19 protein-coding genes and 1 tRNA gene are annotated in these 19,901 nt (G+C 31.8%); 13 read left to right on the top strand and 7 right to left on the bottom strand.

Annotation, left to right across the window (positions count from 1 at the left end; all coding sequences use genetic code 11):
* Positions 1-184: 184 nt before the first annotated feature.
* Positions 185-259, bottom strand: a tRNA-Val gene (locus ASC72_RS12630).
* A gap of 261 nt (positions 260-520) precedes the next feature.
* Between ASC72_RS12630 and ASC72_RS12620 the strand changes: the two genes are divergently transcribed.
* The gene (locus tag ASC72_RS12620) at positions 521-2,314 is read left to right on the top strand and encodes an ABC transporter ATP-binding protein (protein ID WP_056191229.1); all 1,794 of its coding nucleotides are present in this window, start codon (positions 521-523) and stop codon (positions 2,312-2,314) included.
* 125 nt (positions 2,315-2,439) lie between these two features.
* On the opposite strand, the gene ASC72_RS12615 is transcribed toward ASC72_RS12620, so the two are convergent.
* Complete coding sequence (locus ASC72_RS12615; protein ID WP_056191227.1) at positions 2,440-3,609, bottom strand: proline dehydrogenase family protein; 1,170 nt, start codon at positions 3,607-3,609, stop codon at positions 2,440-2,442.
* 268 nt (positions 3,610-3,877) lie between these two features.
* Between ASC72_RS12615 and aroB the strand changes: the two genes are divergently transcribed.
* The 6 genes from aroB to recQ all read left to right on the top strand — a co-directional run bounded on the left by aroB (position 3,878) and on the right by recQ (position 10,396).
* Positions 3,878-4,945 carry a 3-dehydroquinate synthase gene (gene aroB, locus ASC72_RS12610; RefSeq protein WP_056191225.1) on the top strand — a complete coding sequence of 356 codons (1,068 nt, stop codon included), beginning with the start codon at positions 3,878-3,880 and terminating at the stop codon, positions 4,943-4,945.
* A 57-nt stretch (positions 4,946-5,002) separates the two neighbouring features.
* Positions 5,003-5,182: a hypothetical protein gene (locus tag ASC72_RS12605; RefSeq protein ID WP_056191222.1), complete on the top strand. Its 180-nt coding sequence runs from the start codon at positions 5,003-5,005 to the stop codon at positions 5,180-5,182.
* 60 nt (positions 5,183-5,242) lie between these two features.
* Positions 5,243-6,646: an arginine decarboxylase gene (locus ASC72_RS12600; protein WP_056191220.1), complete on the top strand. Its 1,404-nt coding sequence runs from the start codon at positions 5,243-5,245 to the stop codon at positions 6,644-6,646.
* Positions 6,647-6,749: 103 nt separating this feature from the next.
* Positions 6,750-7,718 (top strand): deoxyhypusine synthase family protein, encoded by a 969-nt coding sequence (locus tag ASC72_RS12595; protein ID WP_026985069.1) that lies wholly within the window; start codon positions 6,750-6,752, stop codon positions 7,716-7,718.
* Positions 7,719-7,724: 6 nt separating this feature from the next.
* Entirely contained in the window at positions 7,725-8,132 is a 408-nt protein-coding gene (locus ASC72_RS12590) for a hypothetical protein (protein ID WP_056191218.1), read from the top strand.
* 155 nt (positions 8,133-8,287) lie between these two features.
* Positions 8,288-10,396: a DNA helicase RecQ gene (recQ, locus tag ASC72_RS12585; protein WP_056191215.1), complete on the top strand. Its 2,109-nt coding sequence runs from the start codon at positions 8,288-8,290 to the stop codon at positions 10,394-10,396.
* A 99-nt stretch (positions 10,397-10,495) separates the two neighbouring features.
* Here recQ and ASC72_RS12580 read toward each other — a convergent pair whose 3' ends face one another.
* The 4 genes from ASC72_RS12580 to ASC72_RS12565 form a co-directional block, all read right to left on the bottom strand.
* Entirely contained in the window at positions 10,496-11,002 is a 507-nt protein-coding gene (locus ASC72_RS12580; protein WP_371258456.1) for a DinB family protein, read from the bottom strand.
* A gap of 12 nt (positions 11,003-11,014) precedes the next feature.
* On the bottom strand, positions 11,015-13,600 hold the full coding sequence (locus ASC72_RS12575) for a phosphoenolpyruvate carboxylase (RefSeq protein WP_056191211.1): 2,586 nt from the start codon (positions 13,598-13,600) through the stop codon (positions 11,015-11,017).
* A gap of 90 nt (positions 13,601-13,690) precedes the next feature.
* Positions 13,691-14,170, bottom strand: a complete 480-nt coding sequence (locus ASC72_RS12570; protein WP_007805990.1) for an Lrp/AsnC family transcriptional regulator — start codon at positions 14,168-14,170, stop codon at positions 13,691-13,693.
* A gap of 77 nt (positions 14,171-14,247) precedes the next feature.
* A complete protein-coding gene (locus tag ASC72_RS12565) occupies positions 14,248-15,402 on the bottom strand; it encodes a M14 metallopeptidase family protein (RefSeq protein WP_056191209.1) in 1,155 nt (384 codons plus the stop codon).
* 312 nt (positions 15,403-15,714) lie between these two features.
* On the opposite strand from ASC72_RS12565, the gene ASC72_RS12560 reads away from it, so the two are divergent.
* Positions 15,715-16,191: a helix-turn-helix transcriptional regulator gene (locus ASC72_RS12560; RefSeq protein WP_056191207.1), complete on the top strand. Its 477-nt coding sequence runs from the start codon at positions 15,715-15,717 to the stop codon at positions 16,189-16,191.
* 83 nt (positions 16,192-16,274) lie between these two features.
* Here ASC72_RS12560 and ASC72_RS12555 read toward each other — a convergent pair whose 3' ends face one another.
* Positions 16,275-16,826 (bottom strand): 1-acyl-sn-glycerol-3-phosphate acyltransferase, encoded by a 552-nt coding sequence (locus tag ASC72_RS12555; RefSeq protein WP_056191204.1) that lies wholly within the window; start codon positions 16,824-16,826, stop codon positions 16,275-16,277.
* A gap of 65 nt (positions 16,827-16,891) precedes the next feature.
* On the opposite strand from ASC72_RS12555, the gene ASC72_RS12550 reads away from it, so the two are divergent.
* The 5 genes from ASC72_RS12550 to ASC72_RS12530 are packed head-to-tail and all read left to right on the top strand — an operon-like array spanning position 16,892 to position 19,785.
* A complete protein-coding gene (locus ASC72_RS12550) occupies positions 16,892-17,557 on the top strand; it encodes a spermidine synthase (protein ID WP_056191202.1) in 666 nt (221 codons plus the stop codon).
* Positions 17,558-17,569: 12 nt separating this feature from the next.
* Complete coding sequence (locus ASC72_RS12545) at positions 17,570-18,247, top strand: peptidoglycan DD-metalloendopeptidase family protein (protein WP_056191200.1); 678 nt, start codon at positions 17,570-17,572, stop codon at positions 18,245-18,247.
* Between the two features lie 6 nt (positions 18,248-18,253).
* Complete coding sequence (locus ASC72_RS12540) at positions 18,254-18,730, top strand: hypothetical protein (RefSeq protein ID WP_056191198.1); 477 nt, start codon at positions 18,254-18,256, stop codon at positions 18,728-18,730.
* An 8-nt stretch (positions 18,731-18,738) separates the two neighbouring features.
* Entirely contained in the window at positions 18,739-19,263 is a 525-nt protein-coding gene (locus tag ASC72_RS12535; protein WP_056191196.1) for a hypothetical protein, read from the top strand.
* A gap of 51 nt (positions 19,264-19,314) precedes the next feature.
* Positions 19,315-19,785, top strand: coding sequence for a nuclear transport factor 2 family protein (locus ASC72_RS12530; protein ID WP_056191194.1), 471 nt, complete (start codon positions 19,315-19,317; stop codon positions 19,783-19,785).
* Positions 19,786-19,901: the final 116 nt, after the last annotated feature.

Here is a 19,901-nt window from a genome sequence, read left to right as displayed (position 1 = left end):
ATGGGATTAAAATCTTTCGCTGCAATAAATCATTCCTTCGGGATTTTATAAAGAGTTCCGGACGAACGAGATATAAAATTTCTCTTCAGATTTTGAGATTGATCCATAAAAAAATTAAGGCAAGCAATTTGTGAAGTATAAAAAACAACGCCATTGGAATCCAATGGCGTTGTTTGTCTTTGTGTGGGCGATGAGGGGTTCGAACCCCCGACCCCCTCGGTGTAAACGAGGTGCTCTGAACCAGCTGAGCTAATCGCCCTATTTTACTAGGTTGCTATTTTGTGATAGCGAGTGCAAATATACAGCTAGAATTTGTATTTGCAAGTGTTTTTACAAAAAAAATGAAATATTTTTTAATGATTCCGTTTACTAATCTATTTTTCAGCTTTTTAAAAAGTAAATAAAAATACTGTTTTCTTAGTATTAAGTTAAAAAATGAAATCTGAAAAGGGAATTTAGAATATTCTTTTGTATTCACTCGTTAGAATCATACATTTGCATACCTTAATTGTAAACTCAAATGGCCAGATTTCAAGAAAACGATTTACCTAAAGCTAAATTAGACTCTAACTCACTTCAAAAAGCACTCCGAATTTTTAAATATGGTAAAAATCATAAATGGAAATTTTTTCTGGGCTTACTCTTTTTATTACTTACCAGTGCTACTGCCCTCGCCTTTCCTAAACTAATGGGAATGTTGGTCGATTGCGTTACTAATAAAGATCTAAGCAGGGCAAATGAAATTGCTGTTGCTCTTATGGTAATTCTTGCACTACAGGCAATCTTCTCTTTTTTCAGGATATCACTTTTTGTCAATTTTACCGAAAATTCATTATCAAACATTCGTTTTGCATTGTATGAAAACCTCGTTAAATTGCCAATGGGGTTTTATTCTCAAAAACGTGTTGGAGAATTAAATAGCCGTATTAGTGCTGATATTTCACAATTACAAGACACTTTTACTACTACAATTGCCGAATTTTTACGTCAGTTTATATTAATTATTGGAGGTTTTGTTATTCTAGGAAACATTAGTCCGAAATTAACTTTAATGATGTTAGCCATTGTTCCGATTGTTGCTGTTGCAGCGGTTGTTTTTGGAAGATTTATTCGTAAATACGGAAAAAAAACACAGGATAAAGTGGCCGAAAGTCAGGTAATTGTTGAAGAAACCCTACAGGGAATAAGCAATGTAAAAGCTTTTGCAAACGAATGGTACGAAATTCAGCGCTATAAAAATAAGATCAAAGAAATTGTAAAAATTGCGATTAAAGGCGGTCAATACAGAGGTTATTTTGCATCATTTATCATTTTATGTCTTTTCGGATGCGTGGTTGCTGTAGTATGGTACGGAATCACATTGACAATAAAAGGAGAAGTCGAAGGTGTCGGAGATTTAATTTCATTCGTGCTCTATACAACCTTTATTGGTGCTTCTTTTGGCGGAATTGCCGAGATGTATGCCCAAATTCAGAAAGCGGTTGGAGCAACAGAACGCGTTTTTGAATTATTAGAAGAAACCCCGGAAGCCATCAATGCGAATCCAAAAACTTCATCTTCTATAGAAAAAATCAAAGGGACAGTTTCTTTTAAAAATGTTGCTTTTAGTTATCCTTCCCGTAAGGAAGTTGAAGTGTTGAAAGATGTGAATTTTACTGCCGATTTTGGTCAAAAAATAGCAATTGTTGGTCCGAGTGGTGCTGGAAAATCTACTATATCCTCTTTATTATTACGCTTTTACGATATAACTTCAGGTGAAATTTTGGTTGATGGAAAAAATATTTACGATTATGATTTAGAAAATCTTCGTGGAAATATGAGTATTGTTCCTCAGGATGTCATTTTATTTGGAGGAACCATCAGAGAAAACATTGCTTACGGAAAACCTGATGCTTCTGACAAAGAAATCATGTTAGCGGCAAAACAAGCAAATGCATTAAATTTTGTAGAAGGTTTTCCTGAAAAATTTGAAACTCTGGTAGGAGAACGCGGTGTAAAATTATCAGGAGGTCAACGTCAGCGTATTGCAATTGCAAGGGCTTTACTTAAAAACCCAAGTATTTTAATTTTAGATGAAGCAACTTCATCCTTAGATAGTGAAAGTGAGAAATTAGTACAGGAAGCACTGGAAGTTTTGATGGAAGGAAGAACAAGTATTATTATTGCGCACCGCCTTTCAACTATTAGAAATGCTGATAAAATCCTGGTTTTGGATAACGGAAAAATTACTGAAGAAGGAACACATCAGGAATTAATAAATCTTGAAAACGGAATTTATAAAAACCTTAGTAATCTACAGTTTAGTAATTCTTAAAAAGGAAATTTCAATTCCGAAACCTTGGAAGAAAATTCCAAATTCCAACAAAAAAAATCCATTTGCAGAGCAAATGGATTTTTTTCTAAAATCTAAAATCTAAAATCTAAAATCTAAAATTAGAACTATTTCCCTTTTCTGCGTTTACGTTCTGCTTTAATCATAGATAATTCACGGCTAGTTTGCCCTGCTACAGAAGTATTTTCTTCAGCACGACGAATTAAGTATGGCATAACATCTTTTACGGGTCCAAATGGCAAGTACTTCGCAACATTATAACCATTTTCAGCTAAGTTATAGCTAATATTATCACTCATACCATATAATTGTCCAAACCAGATTCTGTTATCGTTTTTGGCAATTCCTTTTTCCTGCATCATTTCCATCAATTTATAAGAACTCAATTCGTTGTGAGTTCCTGCAAAAATTGACATTGTCTCTAAATGATCTAACATATAATGAACAGCTGCATTGTAGTTCACATCAGTCGCTTCTTTAGAAACGCAAATTGGTGAAACGTAATTTTTCTCCTCGGCTCTTTTATTTTCTTTTTCCATATAAGCACCGCGAACTAATTTCATTCCAATAAAAAAGCCTTCAGTTTTAGCGATTTCCTTTAGTTTTTTCAAATAGTCCAAACGGTCCCAACGGTACATTTGCAATGTGTTAAAAACAATAGCTTTTTCTTTATTGTATTTACGCATCATATCAGTAACCAAATCATCAGCAGCATCCTGCATCCAGCTTTCTTCACCATCAATCAATAAAGCAACATCTTTTTTATGCGCTTCATTGCAAACTTTATCAAAACGTGCTACTACTCTATTCCATTCTGCTTGCTCTGCCGGACTTAAAGTTTGTTTTTCGCCTAATTTCTCATATAATTCAAAACGCCCTAAACCTGTTGGTTTGAAAACTGCAAACGGAATTGCTAAACGTTCTTTAGCAAATTCGATCGTTTTTAAAGTCATTTCTAAAGCTGCATCAAATTGAGCTTCTTCTTCCTTTCCTTCAACAGAATAATCTAAAACAGATGAAACGCCTTTTGTAAACATTTTATCTACTACAGTTATACAGTCATCTTCATTTACTCCTCCGCAAAAATGATCAAAAACCGTTGCACGAATCAATCCTTCAACTGGAAGATGCGCTTTGATAGCAAAATTAGTTACAGCAGTTCCAATTCTTACCAAAGGTTCGCTATCAATCATTTTAAAAAGAAAATAAGCTCTGTCAAGTTCAGTATCACTTTTAAGCGAAAATGCTACTTGAGTGTTATCAAATATTTTTTCCATTTAGGTTGTTTTTTGTGCAAATATAGAGAGAGTTTTGAATATTATTTAATAAAACAGGTCATATTTTGCATTCACTACTGTTAAAGTGATGAAGTAAGCTTTAACAAAAAAACTCATTTCAAAAAAATGACAAAAAAATATGACAAATAAGATTTCGTTATTTAATACCATTTTATTTAAGCAGTTTTTAAAACAAATTATACTCAAAGTTTGAATATTATTTAGTTAAAAATGCCGTATTTTGTGGTTTCATAAACCAAAAAGAAATATGCAATCAATTCAAGCCAATAATTATCTAGTACATTTCAACCAAAATGCATACGAAGCCTTAAATACACATTTAAAAGAAAATAAATACTCTAATTTGTTTATTATAGTTGATAATGAGACTAATGAACATTGCTTACCTAAATTTTTGCCTTTACTTGAAACCGACTTGAATATTGAAATCATTGAATTTGAAGCCGGAGAAGCGAATAAAAATATAGAAACCTGTATTCAGATTTGGAATGTTCTAACGGAGCTTGGCGCTGACAGAAAATCGCTTATAATAAACGTTGGTGGTGGTGTTGTAACTGATTTAGGCGGATTTGTGGCTTCAACTTTCAAACGTGGCGTTAATTTTATCAATATTCCAACTACCCTGTTATCTATGGTCGATGCTTCGGTTGGAGGAAAAACGGGAGTTGACTTAGGAAATCTTAAAAATCAAATTGGCGTTATTAATGTACCCCAAATGGTTTTAATTGACACAAACTATCTGGAAACTCTATCGCAAAGTGAGATGCGTTCTGGTTTGGCTGAAATGCTAAAACACGGACTTATATATGATGCTGCCTACTGGAAACAGTTTTTGGATTTAAAATCTATTGATTATGCTGATTTTGATGAATTGATTTATCGTTCTGTTGAAATTAAAAATAATATCGTAATTCAGGATCCAACAGAAAAAAACATTCGTAAAGCCCTAAATTTTGGACATACTTTAGGACATGCTATTGAAAGTTACTTTTTGGAAAGCGAAACCAAAACCACTTTATTACATGGTGAAGCAATTGCAATTGGAATGATTTTGGAAAGTTATATCTCATTACATAAAGGCTTAATTTCTGCTGAAGAATATGCTGAAATTAAAACTGCTCTTAAAAGCATTTATGATGATGTCCAAATTGAAGAAAATGATATCGATCCGATATTAGAATTGCTTATTCATGACAAAAAAAATGAGTATGGATTAATTCAATTTGCCCTGATTGAAGGAATAGGAAAAATAAAAATTAATCAATCCGTTGAAAATAAATTGATTCTCGAAGCGTTTCAAGATTATAAATCTTAAACTTTTTTTAATCAAAAGCATTGCTTTAGGTATATATTATTTTTTACATTTGCCACGATGAAAACAAACAAAAAACAAATACACTTTAGTTCTTATAGAAACCGCCTCAATAGTTCGTTACTTAGAATGTTGAACCGTTTTTATAATAGTAAAAGTCCGTTTGGTTTTGATGTATTTTTAGACTCGAAAGCAGAACACGAAAAACTGGAAATTGTATTTGCCAATATTAGGGTTTGAATTTTAGATTTAGGACCGTTTACTAAATTTAAAAATTATAACTTAAATATTTAAAAATAAATGAATACAAAATATTCCGATCTAATTAATCAAACTTATTACTTTCCTCAGGAGGAATTTAAATTAAACAAAGACAACCTACATTTTCACAATATCGATTTGATGAAATTGGTTGAACAATACGGAACCCCATTAAAATTTACCTACTTACCACAAATTTCTGAAAACATTAATAAGGCAAAAGCCTGGTTCAGAAAATCAATGGAAAAAAACAAATACGAAGCAAAGTATTACTATTGTTATTGTACAAAAAGCTCTCATTTTGAATACATTATGAATGAAGCTTTTAAAAATAACATTCACGTAGAAACTTCTTCTGCATTTGATATTAATATTGTTGAAAATTTGTTGGAGAATGGTAAAATCAATAAGAGTACGTATGTAATTTGTAATGGTTTTAAAAGAGACGAGTATATTACCAATATTGCAAGATTAGTTAATAACGGACATAAAAATACTATTCCTATTATTGACAATTATGAAGAATTAGATTTGCTTCAGGCTGAAATCAAAGGAAAATTCAAAATTGGAATTCGTATTGCAGCCGAGGAAGAACCTAAATTTGAGTTTTATACATCAAGATTAGGTATTGGATACAAAAACATAGTTTCGTTTTATAAAAAACAAATTCAGGAAAATGATAAATTAGAGCTGAAAATGCTTCACTTTTTCATCAATACCGGAATTAACGATACAGCATATTACTGGAATGAGTTGGTAAAATGTATTAAAGTATATATTGCACTTAAAAAGGAATGCCCTACTCTTGATGGCCTGAACATTGGAGGTGGTTTCCCAATTAAAAACTCTCTTGCTTTTGAATATGATTACCAATATATGATTGATGAGATTATCAATCAGATTAAAATTGCATGCGATGAAGCCGAAGTTGATGTTCCAAATATTTTTACAGAATTTGGATCATTTACAGTTGGTGAAAGCGGTGGCGCAATCTATCAGATTTTGTATCAAAAACAACAAAATGATAGAGAGAAATGGAATATGATTGATTCGTCATTCATTACCACTTTGCCAGATACTTGGGCGATAAATAAACGTTTTATCATGTTGGCGGTTAACCGTTGGAATGATACTTACGAGCGGGTTTTATTAGGTGGTTTGACTTGCGATAGTGACGACTATTACAATTCAGAACAAAATATGAACGCGATTTACCTGCCTAAATACAACAAAGAAAAGCCATTGTACATTGGTTTCTTTAATACAGGTGCATATCAGGAAACAATTGGAGGATATGGAGGCTTACACCACTGTTTGATTCCGCAACCTAAACATATTTTAATAGATCGTGATGAAAATGGGATTATTGGAACAGAAGTTTTCTCAGAACAACAGACTTCTGACGATGTCTTAAAGATTTTAGGTTATACAAAAAAAATATAAAAAAAAACTTGCAAATTAAATGTTAATATCTATAAAATTATTAATTTGCAGTATCATCTAAAGGTTAAACTTTTAATTCAAAAAAAACAAAAAAACAAAAAAAATGAAAGGACCAATCAGTCAGTTTATTGAAAAACATTATTTACACTTTAACTCTGCTGCTTTAGTTGACGCTGCAAAAGCATATGAACAACAACTTGCAAACGGTGCTAAAATGATGGTAAGTATGGCTGGCGCTATGAGTACAGCAGAAATTGGTAAAATTTTTGCCGAAATAATTAGACAAGATAAAGTACAAATTATTTCTTGTACTGGAGCCAATCTAGAAGAAGATGTTATGAATTTAGTGGCACACTCTCATTATGAAAGAGTGCCAAATTATCGTGATTTAACACCAGAAGACGAATGGGCTTTGCTAGAAAGAGGATTAAATCGTGTTACTGACACTTGTATTCCTGAGCATGAAGCATTTCGTCGTTTACAGAAACACATTTATAAGATCTGGAAAGATGCAGATGATAAAGGAGAACGCTATTTCCCTCATGAATTCATGTACAAAATGTTGTTATCCGGAGTATTAGAAGAATATTATGAGATCGATTTAAAAGATAGCTGGATGTATGCTGCAGCGGAGAAAAATTTGCCTATTATTGTTCCGGGTTGGGAAGATAGTACTATGGGGAATATTTTTGCATCATACGTAATCAAAGGTGATTTAAAAGCATCTACCATGAAATCAGGAATTGAATATATGACGTTCCTTGCTGACTGGTATCCAAAAAATAGCGCTAACGGAATTGGATTTTTCCAAATTGGTGGTGGTATTGCAGGAGATTTCCCTATTTGTGTAGTACCAATGCTATACCAGGATATGGAAATGCATGATATTCCGTTTTGGAGCTATTTCTGCCAAATTTCAGATTCAACAACCAGCTATGGTTCTTATTCTGGGGCAGTACCAAATGAGAAAATCACTTGGGGTAAATTAGATATTAAAACCCCGAAATTTATTATTGAGTCGGATGCTACTATTGTTGCGCCGTTAATTTTTGCTTATTTATTAGATTTATAGATATTTATGAAAAGAGTTATAGTTGACTACGCTAAACTTACCAACGAAATTTTAAACCTTTTGGTAGAAAAGTTTCCTGATGGTTATGATGATTCGGATGTAATCCGTTTTAGAAATGCTAAAAACGAATTGATCGAAGCTGTTGAAGTTCGTACTGAAGACACTATTTATTTAGTAAAAATTAGTACTAAACTTGCTGATAGAATTGAAAATTACGATGAGGATGATGATATTGACGTTGATGTTGATACAATCGAACCAGTAAAAGGTCTTGATCTTGATGATGATATTGATGATGACGAGGAAGATGAAAAAGAAGACAAGCCAGATGTTGACGGTGGTGATGATGACGATGAGGATAGAGATCCGGATGATATTGCTGACGAAGATGATGATGAAGACGATGAAGATTAATTTATCTCTTTAAAAATAAATTAAAGGAACTCTTTCGGGTTCCTTTTTTTATTAACCTGATTAAAACTTGATATTTTATTTAAATAATAAATTTAATATTTTTACATTTTATAAGAAATTTCTTTAAATTTAATGTTTGAAAAAATAACAGCCAAATGAATACAGAACTACTACACGCCAAGTTAAAAGAGAATTTTGGATTTGAAAAATTCCGTCCCAATCAGGAAACTATAATTAATACGATACTTTCTGGTCAGGATACTTTAGCCATTATGCCAACCGGTGGAGGAAAATCAATATGTTTTCAATTACCTGCTTTAGTTTTACCTGGAATAACCATAGTTATTTCTCCACTAATTGCCCTGATGAAAGATCAGGTTGATAGTTTAAAAACTAACGGAATTAATGCCTGTTATATCAATAGCAGCCAATCTAGCGAGGAACAACAATTTTATATTGATAATTTAAAATCGAATAATTTTAAACTTGTTTATATTGCTCCGGAAAGTTTATCTTATCTCGATGTTGTTTTTAATGAATTGACAATCAGTTTAATTGCAATTGATGAAGCACATTGCATTTCTTCCTGGGGACATGATTTCAGACCTGCTTATACTAATTTAGGATATTTAAAAAGCCGCTTCCCTTCTACTCCGGTTTTAGCTTTGACTGCAACAGCTGATAAAGCAACCCGTACCGATATTACAAAACAACTCAAATTAAAAAATCCGAAAACATTTATTGCTTCGTTTGACCGGAAGAATTTAAGTTTAGAAGTTCGTCCGGCATTGGATCGTGTAAAACAAATTATAGATTTTGTTGAAAAGAAACCAAATGAATCAGGGATAATTTATTGTTTAAGCAGAAAAACAACTGAGGAACTTGCTGATAAATTACAAAAACAGGGAATTACTGCAAAAGCCTATCATGCAGGTTTAGATAATAAAGTACGGGCCAAAACACAGGATGAATTTATAAATGATGATTGTCAGGTAGTTTGTGCTACAATTGCTTTCGGAATGGGAATTGATAAATCGAATGTACGTTGGGTAATTCATTATAATTTACCCAAAAATATTGAAGGCTATTATCAGGAAATTGGCCGTGCCGGCCGTGACGGCTTGCCTGCGGAAACAGTTTTATTTGAAAGTTATGCAGATGTAATTCAGCTGCAGAAGTTTGCTTCTGAAGGGTTAAATTCTGATGTACAGCTGGCAAAGTTGGAAAGAATGAAACAATATGCCGATGCATTGAGTTGCAGAAGAAAAATTCTACTCTCGTATTTTGGTGAATTGGTTAAAGAGAATTGCGGTAACTGCGATATTTGCAAAAATCCTCCAACTTTTTTCGATGGTACGATTCTCGCGCAAAAAGCTTTGTCAGCTATAAGCCGTTTACAGGAATCTGAACCTTTAGCAGTAATTGTAGATTTTTTAAGAGGCTCAAAAAACGCATATATCTACGAAAAAAATTATCAAAGCTTAAAAACATACGGAATCGGCGCTGATATTTCATGGTACGATTGGAATCAATATTTAATTCAGCTCATTAATTTAGGGTATTGCGAAATCGCCTTCCATCAACACAACAAAATCTTACTAACTTCTTTTGCGAAAAAAGTTTTGTTTGAAGGCGAAAAAGTAAAATTGAACACGGTTGTTAAGAAGGTAATTGATAAAAACGAAATCAAAGAAGCAAAAGCTAAAACAACTAAAAGCTCACTTTTTGAAATACTTCGAAAATTACGTTACGAAATTGCTAAGGATGAAGAAGTTCCTGCCTATGTAATTTTTAGTGATGCCGCTTTAAGACAAATGGAAACACTGCGACCAATGAGTGACGAAGAATTTCTTGCCATTGAAGGTGTTGGAAAAGCAAAACTCGAAAAGTATGGCTCTGAGTTTATAGATGCAATTACTTATTACGAAAAAGTAAAAAAGGCAAATACTAAAGCTAAAAAGAGTGGCAATACCTATAAAACAACTTTAGAGCTTTATAAAGAGGGCAATAGTGTAGAAGAAATTGCCGAAAAACGAAATTTAGGACAAACAACAATCATTTCGCATTTAGCAAAATTATATGTAGATGGTGAAGACATAGATTTAAGTCAATTTGTTACCGAGAAGGAAGTTATGAAATTACATGAAGCACAAATTGAGCTTGAATATCCTACGGCATTGAGAACATATTATGATCATTTTGAAGAAAAATTATCCTATGATAAGATTCGGTTTGGTTTGGCTATTGTTGAGAGAAATAAATAGAACAAACTAGTAAAAACTAACGATCATCAATACTTCAAAAACAAAAAATCCTGTGAAATTTCTTCACAGGATTTTTTTATTCTTAAATATTTTTAGCTCTTATAAATATCTTTCCAGAAAAACATTTTGATGATGTTTTTGATGTCCGATAATAACATATCCCAAAGCCCGAGCCGAAAGCTGATGTGTTGAAGCAGTTCCGATTCGTTTAAGTTGTTCTTCAGAAAGACTTTTATAAAACAATAAGGAAGAATGTCTTACTGCCGAAAGCTCCGTTAATAATTCCTGAATGCTTCTTCCGTTTGCATCTGTATTGTCTACATAATCATTTTCTTCAAATCCAGGCAAAGCTGTTTTGTCATTTCTTGAAAAACGCAAAGCACGATAAGCAAAAATACGTTCGCAATCAATTATATGCTGAATAATATCTTTTATCGTCCATTTTCCTTCTGCATAACGATAATCAAATTTATCTAATGGAATATTTTGAACAAATTTTATAAAATCATGAAGAGAAATTTCTAATTCCTCAATCAAATTAATTTCTCCGGCTTCCTGAATGTAATTTGCAAAAGGTCCGGAATATTCAGTTTCAGGTAATTTCATTGACTTCAATTTTTAGGCAGAGTTTCTACTCGCATTTGTATTTCCAAAAAGAGATCTTGTTACGATTTTTTCATAAACTTTAATCAACTCTTCGTTAGCACTTTTATCATTATTCAATTCGTTAATTCTTAATAACGCATATTGTTGTATTGTCAACAATGGCAATACAATACGTTCTCTTATTTGAATTGATGCTATACCATCAGGATAGTTTTCCATTAAGGTTTTATGACCGGCAATTTTCAATAAAAGACGTTTTGTTTCTGAAAATTCATCGTAGATAATTTGCCAGAATTCACCAAATTCAGGATCATTTCGCATGTATGCTGTTAATGGTAAAAATGATTTTGCCAATGACATCATACTGTTTTCTAACAACGTTTTAAAGAATAATGAATTATGGTACAAATCACTTACTTTATCCCATTGACCACTTTCTTCAAAATATCTTAAAGCAGAACCTACTCCAAAAAAGCCTGGTACATTTTGTTTTAACTGGCTCCATGAACCAACAAATGGAATTGCTCTTAAATCAGCAAAATCTAATGATTCTGATTTACTTCTTTTTGATGGACGGCTTCCGATATTTGTTTTAGAGTAATATTTCAATGTACTCATCTTCTCTAAATACGGAATGAATTTAGGATGATTTTTGAAACTTAAGTATTTATCATAACCTAAATCAGCTAATTGAGTCAAAATTTGAGTCTCATCAGCATTCAATTCATTGTCTTCCTTGCTAAAAACCTGATTAGTAACACCGGCACTTAATAGGTTTTCGATGTTATAACGACAAGAATCTAAAGTTCCAAAGTTTGAACTAATCGTTTGTCCCTGAACCGTGATCTGAATTTCATTGTTTTCAATTTTCGGCCCTAAAGAAGCATAGAATTTATGTGTTTTTCCACCGCCACGAGCCGGAGGTCCGCCACGTCCATCAAAGAAAATAGCATGAATACCATATTTTCTTGATATCTCAGTCAATGAAATTTTAGCCTGGTAAATACTCCAGTTTGCCATTAAATAACCACCATCCTTAGTTCCATCAGAGAAACCAAGCATAATAGTTTGTTTGTTTCCTCTTGCCTGCAAATGTTTAGAATATTCAGGATTCGTATATAACTGCTCCATAATTTCATGCGCATTCTGTAAATCGTCAACCGATTCAAAAAGCGGAATAATATCTACAGACGGATTTTCCCAATTATTCAAACGAATCATGGCAAAGGTTTCCATTACGTTCAAGGCGCTTTCGTTATTACTAATAATATAACGATTGGCACCAAATTCACCGTTGCGTTCCTGAATAGTTTTAATAGCTTGTACAGACTCTAATGTTGATCTTGTGATTTCGTCATTAAAATCAGAAGGATTTAAATCTCCTTTTACTTTCGATAAAACGACTAACTTTTCAGTTTCAGACAATTCAAAATAGTTTTCCGGGAATATTTTTGAATCTGAGTTTAAATAATGATTTACTACATCTTTGAAAACTGCGTCATGAATTTTACTATTCTGACGAATATCTAAAGTTGCAAAATGGAATCCGAACAAATTGATTTTTACTAAAAAAGCTTCCAATTCGTCTAAATATAACGATTGGTGTTTTTCGATAATGATAGTTCTGATTTTATTTAATTGCGCTAATAATTCATCTAAAGTGATATAAATTTCACCTTTAGAATAAAAAACTGAACGATAAAGCTTGTGTTCAAGTTCAGACACCAAAGTATCTACTCCTGAGAAGGTTAACTTTCTTTTTAAATTTCTCATTTCAACATAATAACACTTTAAAATAGAAGTACGCAAACGTTCTGCTACTTTCAAGGTAATTTCAGTTGTAACAAAAGGATTTCCGTCACGGTCACCTCCTGGCCAAAAACCAAGTTTAATTAATTGGTTTTTAATAGCGCTTCCATGAAGGATATTTTTCTGTAAATAGTGAACAATTTCTCCAGAAGTTGCATAAAACACATTCTCTAGGTACCAGATCAAACTAACCGCCTCGTCATAAGGATTTGGCTTTTCGTTCTGAATAAAAGGTGTCTTTCCTAATTGCGCCAGTAATTGTTTTATTTTTAATAAATCATTTAAACGAATAGCATCCGTTAAATCATTTATAATTCCTAAAACTGGCCCAGGGTAGAATTGTGTTGGGTGTGCTGTTAGAACGGTTCTAACATTAAAATTTTCAAGAAATTCAATTAATTCCTCGTTTTTCTCTTTAGCATCTGTTTTTTCTTTGATATCGCGCAAAGATCCACGTCCCTCCATATTATTAACGGCAGGAAAAGCGGCGTCTTCAATAGCATCAAACAATACAATCTGACGTTCTATATATTGAATAAATCGAAACATTAAGTCGATTTTTTCAGTCTCAGAGGCGTTATTCAGGTATTTATTTGAAAAGAAATCAAAGATTTCTTTAGGTGTTTCTTGTTTTCTAAATCCCGTTTCGCATGTTTCTGTGAATAACGGCAGCAAAACTCCCGTATTATCAATAGAATCGAAGGGTAATGTTATAAAAACACTATTATAAATGTGGTATTTTGAGAGAACATCTTGATTAAAACGTTCAATTTTTGGCAACGTGTACATAATCGTGTTATAGTTGGTTGATTAATTAGTCATAAAAAAACCCCAAGAATAAACTTGAGGTTATATTTTAATATAGCATTCAAGAAAATATTACATATTTTTAAAAATAGTATGCATCAAACGCTTCTTATCGTTAATACTTTCCTCTAATGAAATCATAGTTTCTGTTCTGTAAACTCCTTCAATATCGTCAATCATGAAGATAACTTCTTTCGCGTGTTTAGTGTCTTTTGCTCTGATTTTGCAAAAAATATTAAATTTTCCTGTAGTTACAGAAGCTACAGTAACGAATGGAATTTGATTGATTCGCTCTAATACAAATTTTGTTTGAGATGTATTATTAAGGAATACACCCACATAAGCAATAAATGAATACCCTAATTTGTCGTAATCTAAGGCTAATGAAGATCCCATTATTATACCGGCGTCTTCCATCTTTTTTACTCTAACATGTACTGTTCCAGCAGATATCAATAGTTTTTTTGCAATGTCAGTAAACGGAACTCTCGTATTGTCTATTAACATATCTAAAATCTGGTGATCTACTTCATCTAAACGAAATTTACTCATAATTCTTTAATTAATATTACTAATTGCTATTACAAAGTATAAAAATATATATAAAAAACAACAAATTCACATAAAAATTAACTTTTTATCAATCCGTTAACAAATTTAACATTTTTATTTAAATAAAAATCTGCTTTTTCATTCACTTTCGGAAAATTATTGTGATTATCAGAATAAATTGCTCCCTGAGCGTCATATTCATAATGTCCAAAATAATTTTCTAATTCACCTACTTCAGCGATGTAGGCATTAAAGTGAATCTTATTTTCAATCAATTCTTCTTTGTATTGTGCGACAAAATTCGTAATAATTTCGATACCATCATAATTTATTTTGATGTTTTTATACATAAAATCATAAAAAACCACTTTATTTTGTGAAATATTCAAATAATCATTAATTCTATTATCAACTAAATCGTTTTCGCTAAGCAGTTTAAAACTTGAAATAAGTGAGAAAAATATGAACTTTCGAGTAGTTTCACGCTCATAATCATTAGGAAAATGACCAGCTTCAAACAAAATTGTTGGTACACCCAAAAATTGAAAAGTATCTCCTATGCAATTGATATTGAATGAATCATCAAATCGACCAACTTGTCCCGGAATATACTTTTGCAGCACATCGTTAAGTCCGGCAATTAAATTTATAGCCTTTAATCTGTTTTCATTTATTTCTCTTTCTTCATTATAAGAAGGTGCTAAAAACGAAACTGTTGCTGGTTTCCCGGTATCACCTGCGCCAAAAATAGTACGCTGATCGTGCAGATTAAAACAATAATGTGGTTTAATGGTTTCGAAAACCTCTCTTAAAACCTTGCTTTCTGGTTGAGTCAGGTTTTGCGAGTCACGATTTAAGTCAATTTTATTCGCGTTTTCACGTGTATAAAGTGCTGCTCCATCAGGATTTAGAATTGGAATTGCATAAAAAGTAAACGTTTCAAGTAATTTTTCAGCAAAATCTGATCCGCTATTTAGGACATTAATAAAATCAAAAAGTGCTTTGGTTGTTGTGCTCTCGTTTCCGTGCATTTGCGACCAAAGGTAAATACGGGTTTTTCCTGAACCAATTTCATAACTATATATAGGTTTGTCTAAAACAGATTTACCAATAAGTTTTACTTGATTATTAGTATTTAATTTGTCTAATAAAGGTTGAATATGTTCTAATGTGAGGTATCGTCCTTCTATAGATTGTTCTTTGTAATGGCTAAATAATTCTTCTAAATTCATTGTCTTTTGATTAGTTTACAAAAGTAAACATCTTTATTTTTACAATTGTAAACAGTGAAAAAAGAAAGAAATTTATAATTGTAAACAGTTTTTTAAAGTTAAATCCGATCACTATTAAATTATTGATTAACATTTGTTATTACTTTATGTATTAAAAATCAAATTGATGTATATCAATTAGTTACATATAGTTACTTAAAGTGAAATACAATCAATTTCGAGTTAATTTAGATGATTTACAACTGTAAAATTGCTTTATTGAATCCTTTTAGTTACATTTGTAAACATAGATTTTTTAAATAAGAATTTACAATGGTAAACATCGATGATTTTGTAAAACGGCTTGAAATTATATTGGATTATTATAGTTTAAATGCCTCTTCTTTTGCTGATAAAATTGGGGTGCAGCGTTCCAGTATGTCTCACCTACTTTCTGGGAGAAACAAACCTAGTTTAGATTTTGTCATGAAAATTTTGGACGTTTTTCCGGATGTTGATCTTTATTGGATATTAAATGGAACAGGAAGTTTCCCAAAAACCGAAAGCCAACCTTTAATTTCAAGAGAAGAAATTGTTTCAGAAACTGTAAAACCTCCCACTCCTATTTCACCAAATGAAAACTTTACAGGTGGAAATTTATTTTCTCAGATAAATTTTAAAGAAGATGAAAAATCAGAAACAAGAAATTCAGTAGAAGTAAAAAACTCAAATTTCATTTCAGAAGAAGGGGAAATTGAGAAAATCGTCTTTTTTTATAAAAACGGGACATTTAAGGTATATATCCCGTAATTCTGATTTTCGCGTATTTGAAAATTTTTCAAAATATTTTTGATTTAAGAGATTCTCACGTAATTCAAAAAACATCTAAAAATTTACAATTTAAATCCATCGTTAGGAATTTTACCTAAAACGCCATCATAATGCTTTTTCAAAATTTGTAAGTCAGCTTCATAATCTCCGGTCGGATGAAAAGGCTTTCCTAAATTAACTTCTTTTTTGCCCCAATCAAAAGCAACTGGAATAATTGGCACGTTTGCCTTAAGCGCAATATAATAAAATCCACTTTTAATTTCGGTTACTTCCTTACGCGTGCCTTCAGGAGCGACTGCCAAACGAAAAACTTCTTTGCGATCAAAAATTGCAGCAATAGAATCCACTTTATTCAATCCGCCCGAACGATCTAAAGGCTCACCTCCTACGCTTCTGAAATAATATCCGAAGGGAAATTTAAATAATTCTTTCTTTCCAACCCAGTTCATTTCTAATCCTGAAATGCCACGGGTAAAAATTCCTAAATAAAAATCATGATTACTTGTATGTGGCATCACCATCATCACACATTTTTTCACTTCCACATTTTCAATTCCTCTTATTTTCCAGCCCATTAGCTTAAAAAAGATGAATTTGTACAACTGTTTCTTCATTAAATTTTATTATTTCATGCAAAATAAAAGATTTAAAATGGTATTTTTGAGTAAAAGCTTTACAAATGATCCAAAAAATTTTCAGTTATCTGATTCCAATCAAAATTTTCAAAAAAAAATCGGCAAGAAGTAAAATGATCGAAGTTACCTGGGCAAATGGCGAATTGGTTTTAGATTCTGAAAACACAAATTATTCATACGGAAGTTTACAACGCATATTAAGGTACGGATTACGAAATATTGGTTATAAAACCATTCTTGAGATGGATCATATTTTGTTATTGGGAGTTGCCGGAGGAAGTGTTGTAAAAACTTTGGTAGACGAAATTGAATACAAAGGTAAAATTACCGGAGTTGAAATTGATTCAGATATGATTCAGATTGCAAATGAGTATTTTAATCTCAATCAGATCAAACAACTTGAAGTTGTAATTGACGATGCTTTTGAATTTGTTTTAAAAACCAAACATCGGTATAACCTAATTATCATTGATATTTTTGAAGATACCAAAATGCCGAATTTTTTGTTTGAACGATTTTTTAGTGAACGGGTTTGTTCTCTTTTAAGAGATCAGGGATTTGTGCTTTTTAATACCATGATACTCGATGAAGCACAAAATGTCAGAAATCGGAAGTATATTGCAGAAATAAATTCTAAACTTTTCTCTTCAAAAATGTTGCCCCGCATTGAAGATCATAATGAACTAATAATAATTGAAAAAGTCGCCTAAATTTTACCTTTTATGAAAACCCTAGTTTCTATTTTAAAAGCCATTCCACCTACTAAAATTATCGATTCCAGCATTGATTTTTCACAATATATTCCTTTAGATTTATCAATAACGAATAAAGAATTAATGGAAAGCAAACCAGAAAATGCTACTGAATTCGAAATTTTTATTTCTAATTATTTAAAAAATAATAATGCCGAAGTAGCCTTTGGAGGTTATATAGAAGGGCGAACTTTATATAAAAGAAGTACCATTTTTAAAAATGAGTCTATTCCGGAACGTAATATTCATATAGGTCTTGATTTATGGACAAAAGTTGATACACCTGTATTGGCGGCACTTGACGGAAAAGTACATAGTTTTAAAAATAATATTGGTTTAGGTGATTATGGGCCTACAATCATTTTAGAACACGAAATTGAAAATGAAAAATTTTATACTTTATACGGACATTTATCGTTAGAAAGTATAGAAGACCTCAGTGTTGGGAAGCAATTTAAAACAGGTGAAAAAATTGCAACTCTTGGAAGTGCAGCTATTAACGGAGATTATGCGCCACACGTACATTTTCAGATTATACAAAATATTGAAGATTATTGGGGAGATTATCCCGGTGTTTGCAACAGTAATGATTTGAATTTTTACATCGAAAATTGCCCCGACCCTAACTTATTATTAAAAATAACATAAATAGTTATGAAGAAAGCAGGATTGATTATATGTTTGTTGTTGTTAATTGGATGTAAATCTAAAACCGTAAATCGTGACACCGAAGATTTAAAGATTAAACCAGTTTCAACTGCTGAAATCAATGCCAATCAGCAGAAAAAAGCATACGATTTAGGTAAACGGGTTTTAGAAACCTGCAATACGTCAAAATTTAAACCGTTTAACGAAACTGAGGTTACACAATCGGTTATGGAGAATACGACAGAAGAACGATTGACAAAAACCTGTCAGCGATTTAGACAATATTACGGAAGTTTTATTGATTTGAAATTAGACGGTGTTTACAGAACTAAACAGGAAGTCATTTACCGCTATCATGCGCTCTACACCAAAAAAGTGGCCAACAAAGAGTTACGCGTTTTTGTAAATGAAGACAATTTAGTTTCTGCAATAAAATCAATGGATTGGGATGAAAAATTTGATTCTAAATTAGAAGGACAATAACAAAAACTATGAAATTTAAAATACCATTTTTAATCTTACTGTTACTTTCAACTTTTGCAAATGCCCAGGAAACAATGAGTGTAAAAGGCTCAAAAGTGTATCCGGCAACGCAAAATTATACATTTATCTGTGAGAGATATGCTTTTTCAGGAGAAACAAATGTTCAGATTGCCAAAACAGAAAAAGGTGGAATTTTAAAATTATCAATAGCCACAGCCAATGGTGAAGCAAGAATTTCCGGAGGTGTTTATGTCGATCTGGTGAACGGCGACGTTATTGCCTGTGTTGACAAAAATGTAAAAGAAACAGTTGACGGCAAAACTACATCTTATTACTATTTCACTCCAGCCGAAATGGTTAAGCTAAAAAAAGCGGACATACAAGGTATCAGATTTATTGTAACCGGAAACTCAAAATCTTTTGGAAATCAAACGGGTTACTTTACTGCAGTAAATAAAATAGCTTACTTTTCTACAGCATACGATAAATCAAAAAAAACATTTGATACCGCAACAGCAATTAGTACATTATAAATAAAACATTTAGTATAATTAATCTTATATTTATATTCTAATTTTATTTAAATGAATGCCAACGAAAATTTAATTGCAAAATTCTACACTGCTTTTGCAAATGCCGATACTAAAACAATGAGTGAATGTTATCACCCAAAAGTGCATTTTATTGATCCTGCTTTTGGTTTACTAAAAGAAGATCAGGTCTCTAAAATGTGGGAAATGTTAATTTTAAAGAGCAAAGGCAATCTTAAAATTGAATTTTCAGATATTAAGGCTGATGAATTTACAGGCTCTGCAAAATGGGTGGCTGCTTATAACTTCAGCAAAACAAATCGAAAAGTAATCAACAAAATTTCAGCTGAATTTGTTTTTCAGGACGGTTTGATTATTAAACACACTGATAGTTTTGATGTATGGAAATGGTCTAAGCAAGCCTTCGGACTTACAGGATATTTGCTAGGCTGGACAGGTTTTTTTCAGGGCAAAATCCAAAAGCAGGCCTTATTGTCTCTTAAAAAATTTCAGCAATCAAAATAATTTTCATAAATTGAAATTTCAAAATTCTGATTAGTCAAAATATATTTCTTCTTATTTAAATATCTGCCTTATTGAGATTTTATTTTAGATGCTTGTAATATTGAATTAGTCGTTTT

The sequence above is a fragment of the Flavobacterium sp. Root420 genome (assembly GCF_001427905.1).
Lineage (GTDB): Bacteria > Bacteroidota > Bacteroidia > Flavobacteriales > Flavobacteriaceae > Flavobacterium.
This window is presented reverse-complemented; position numbering and strand designations above follow the sequence as displayed.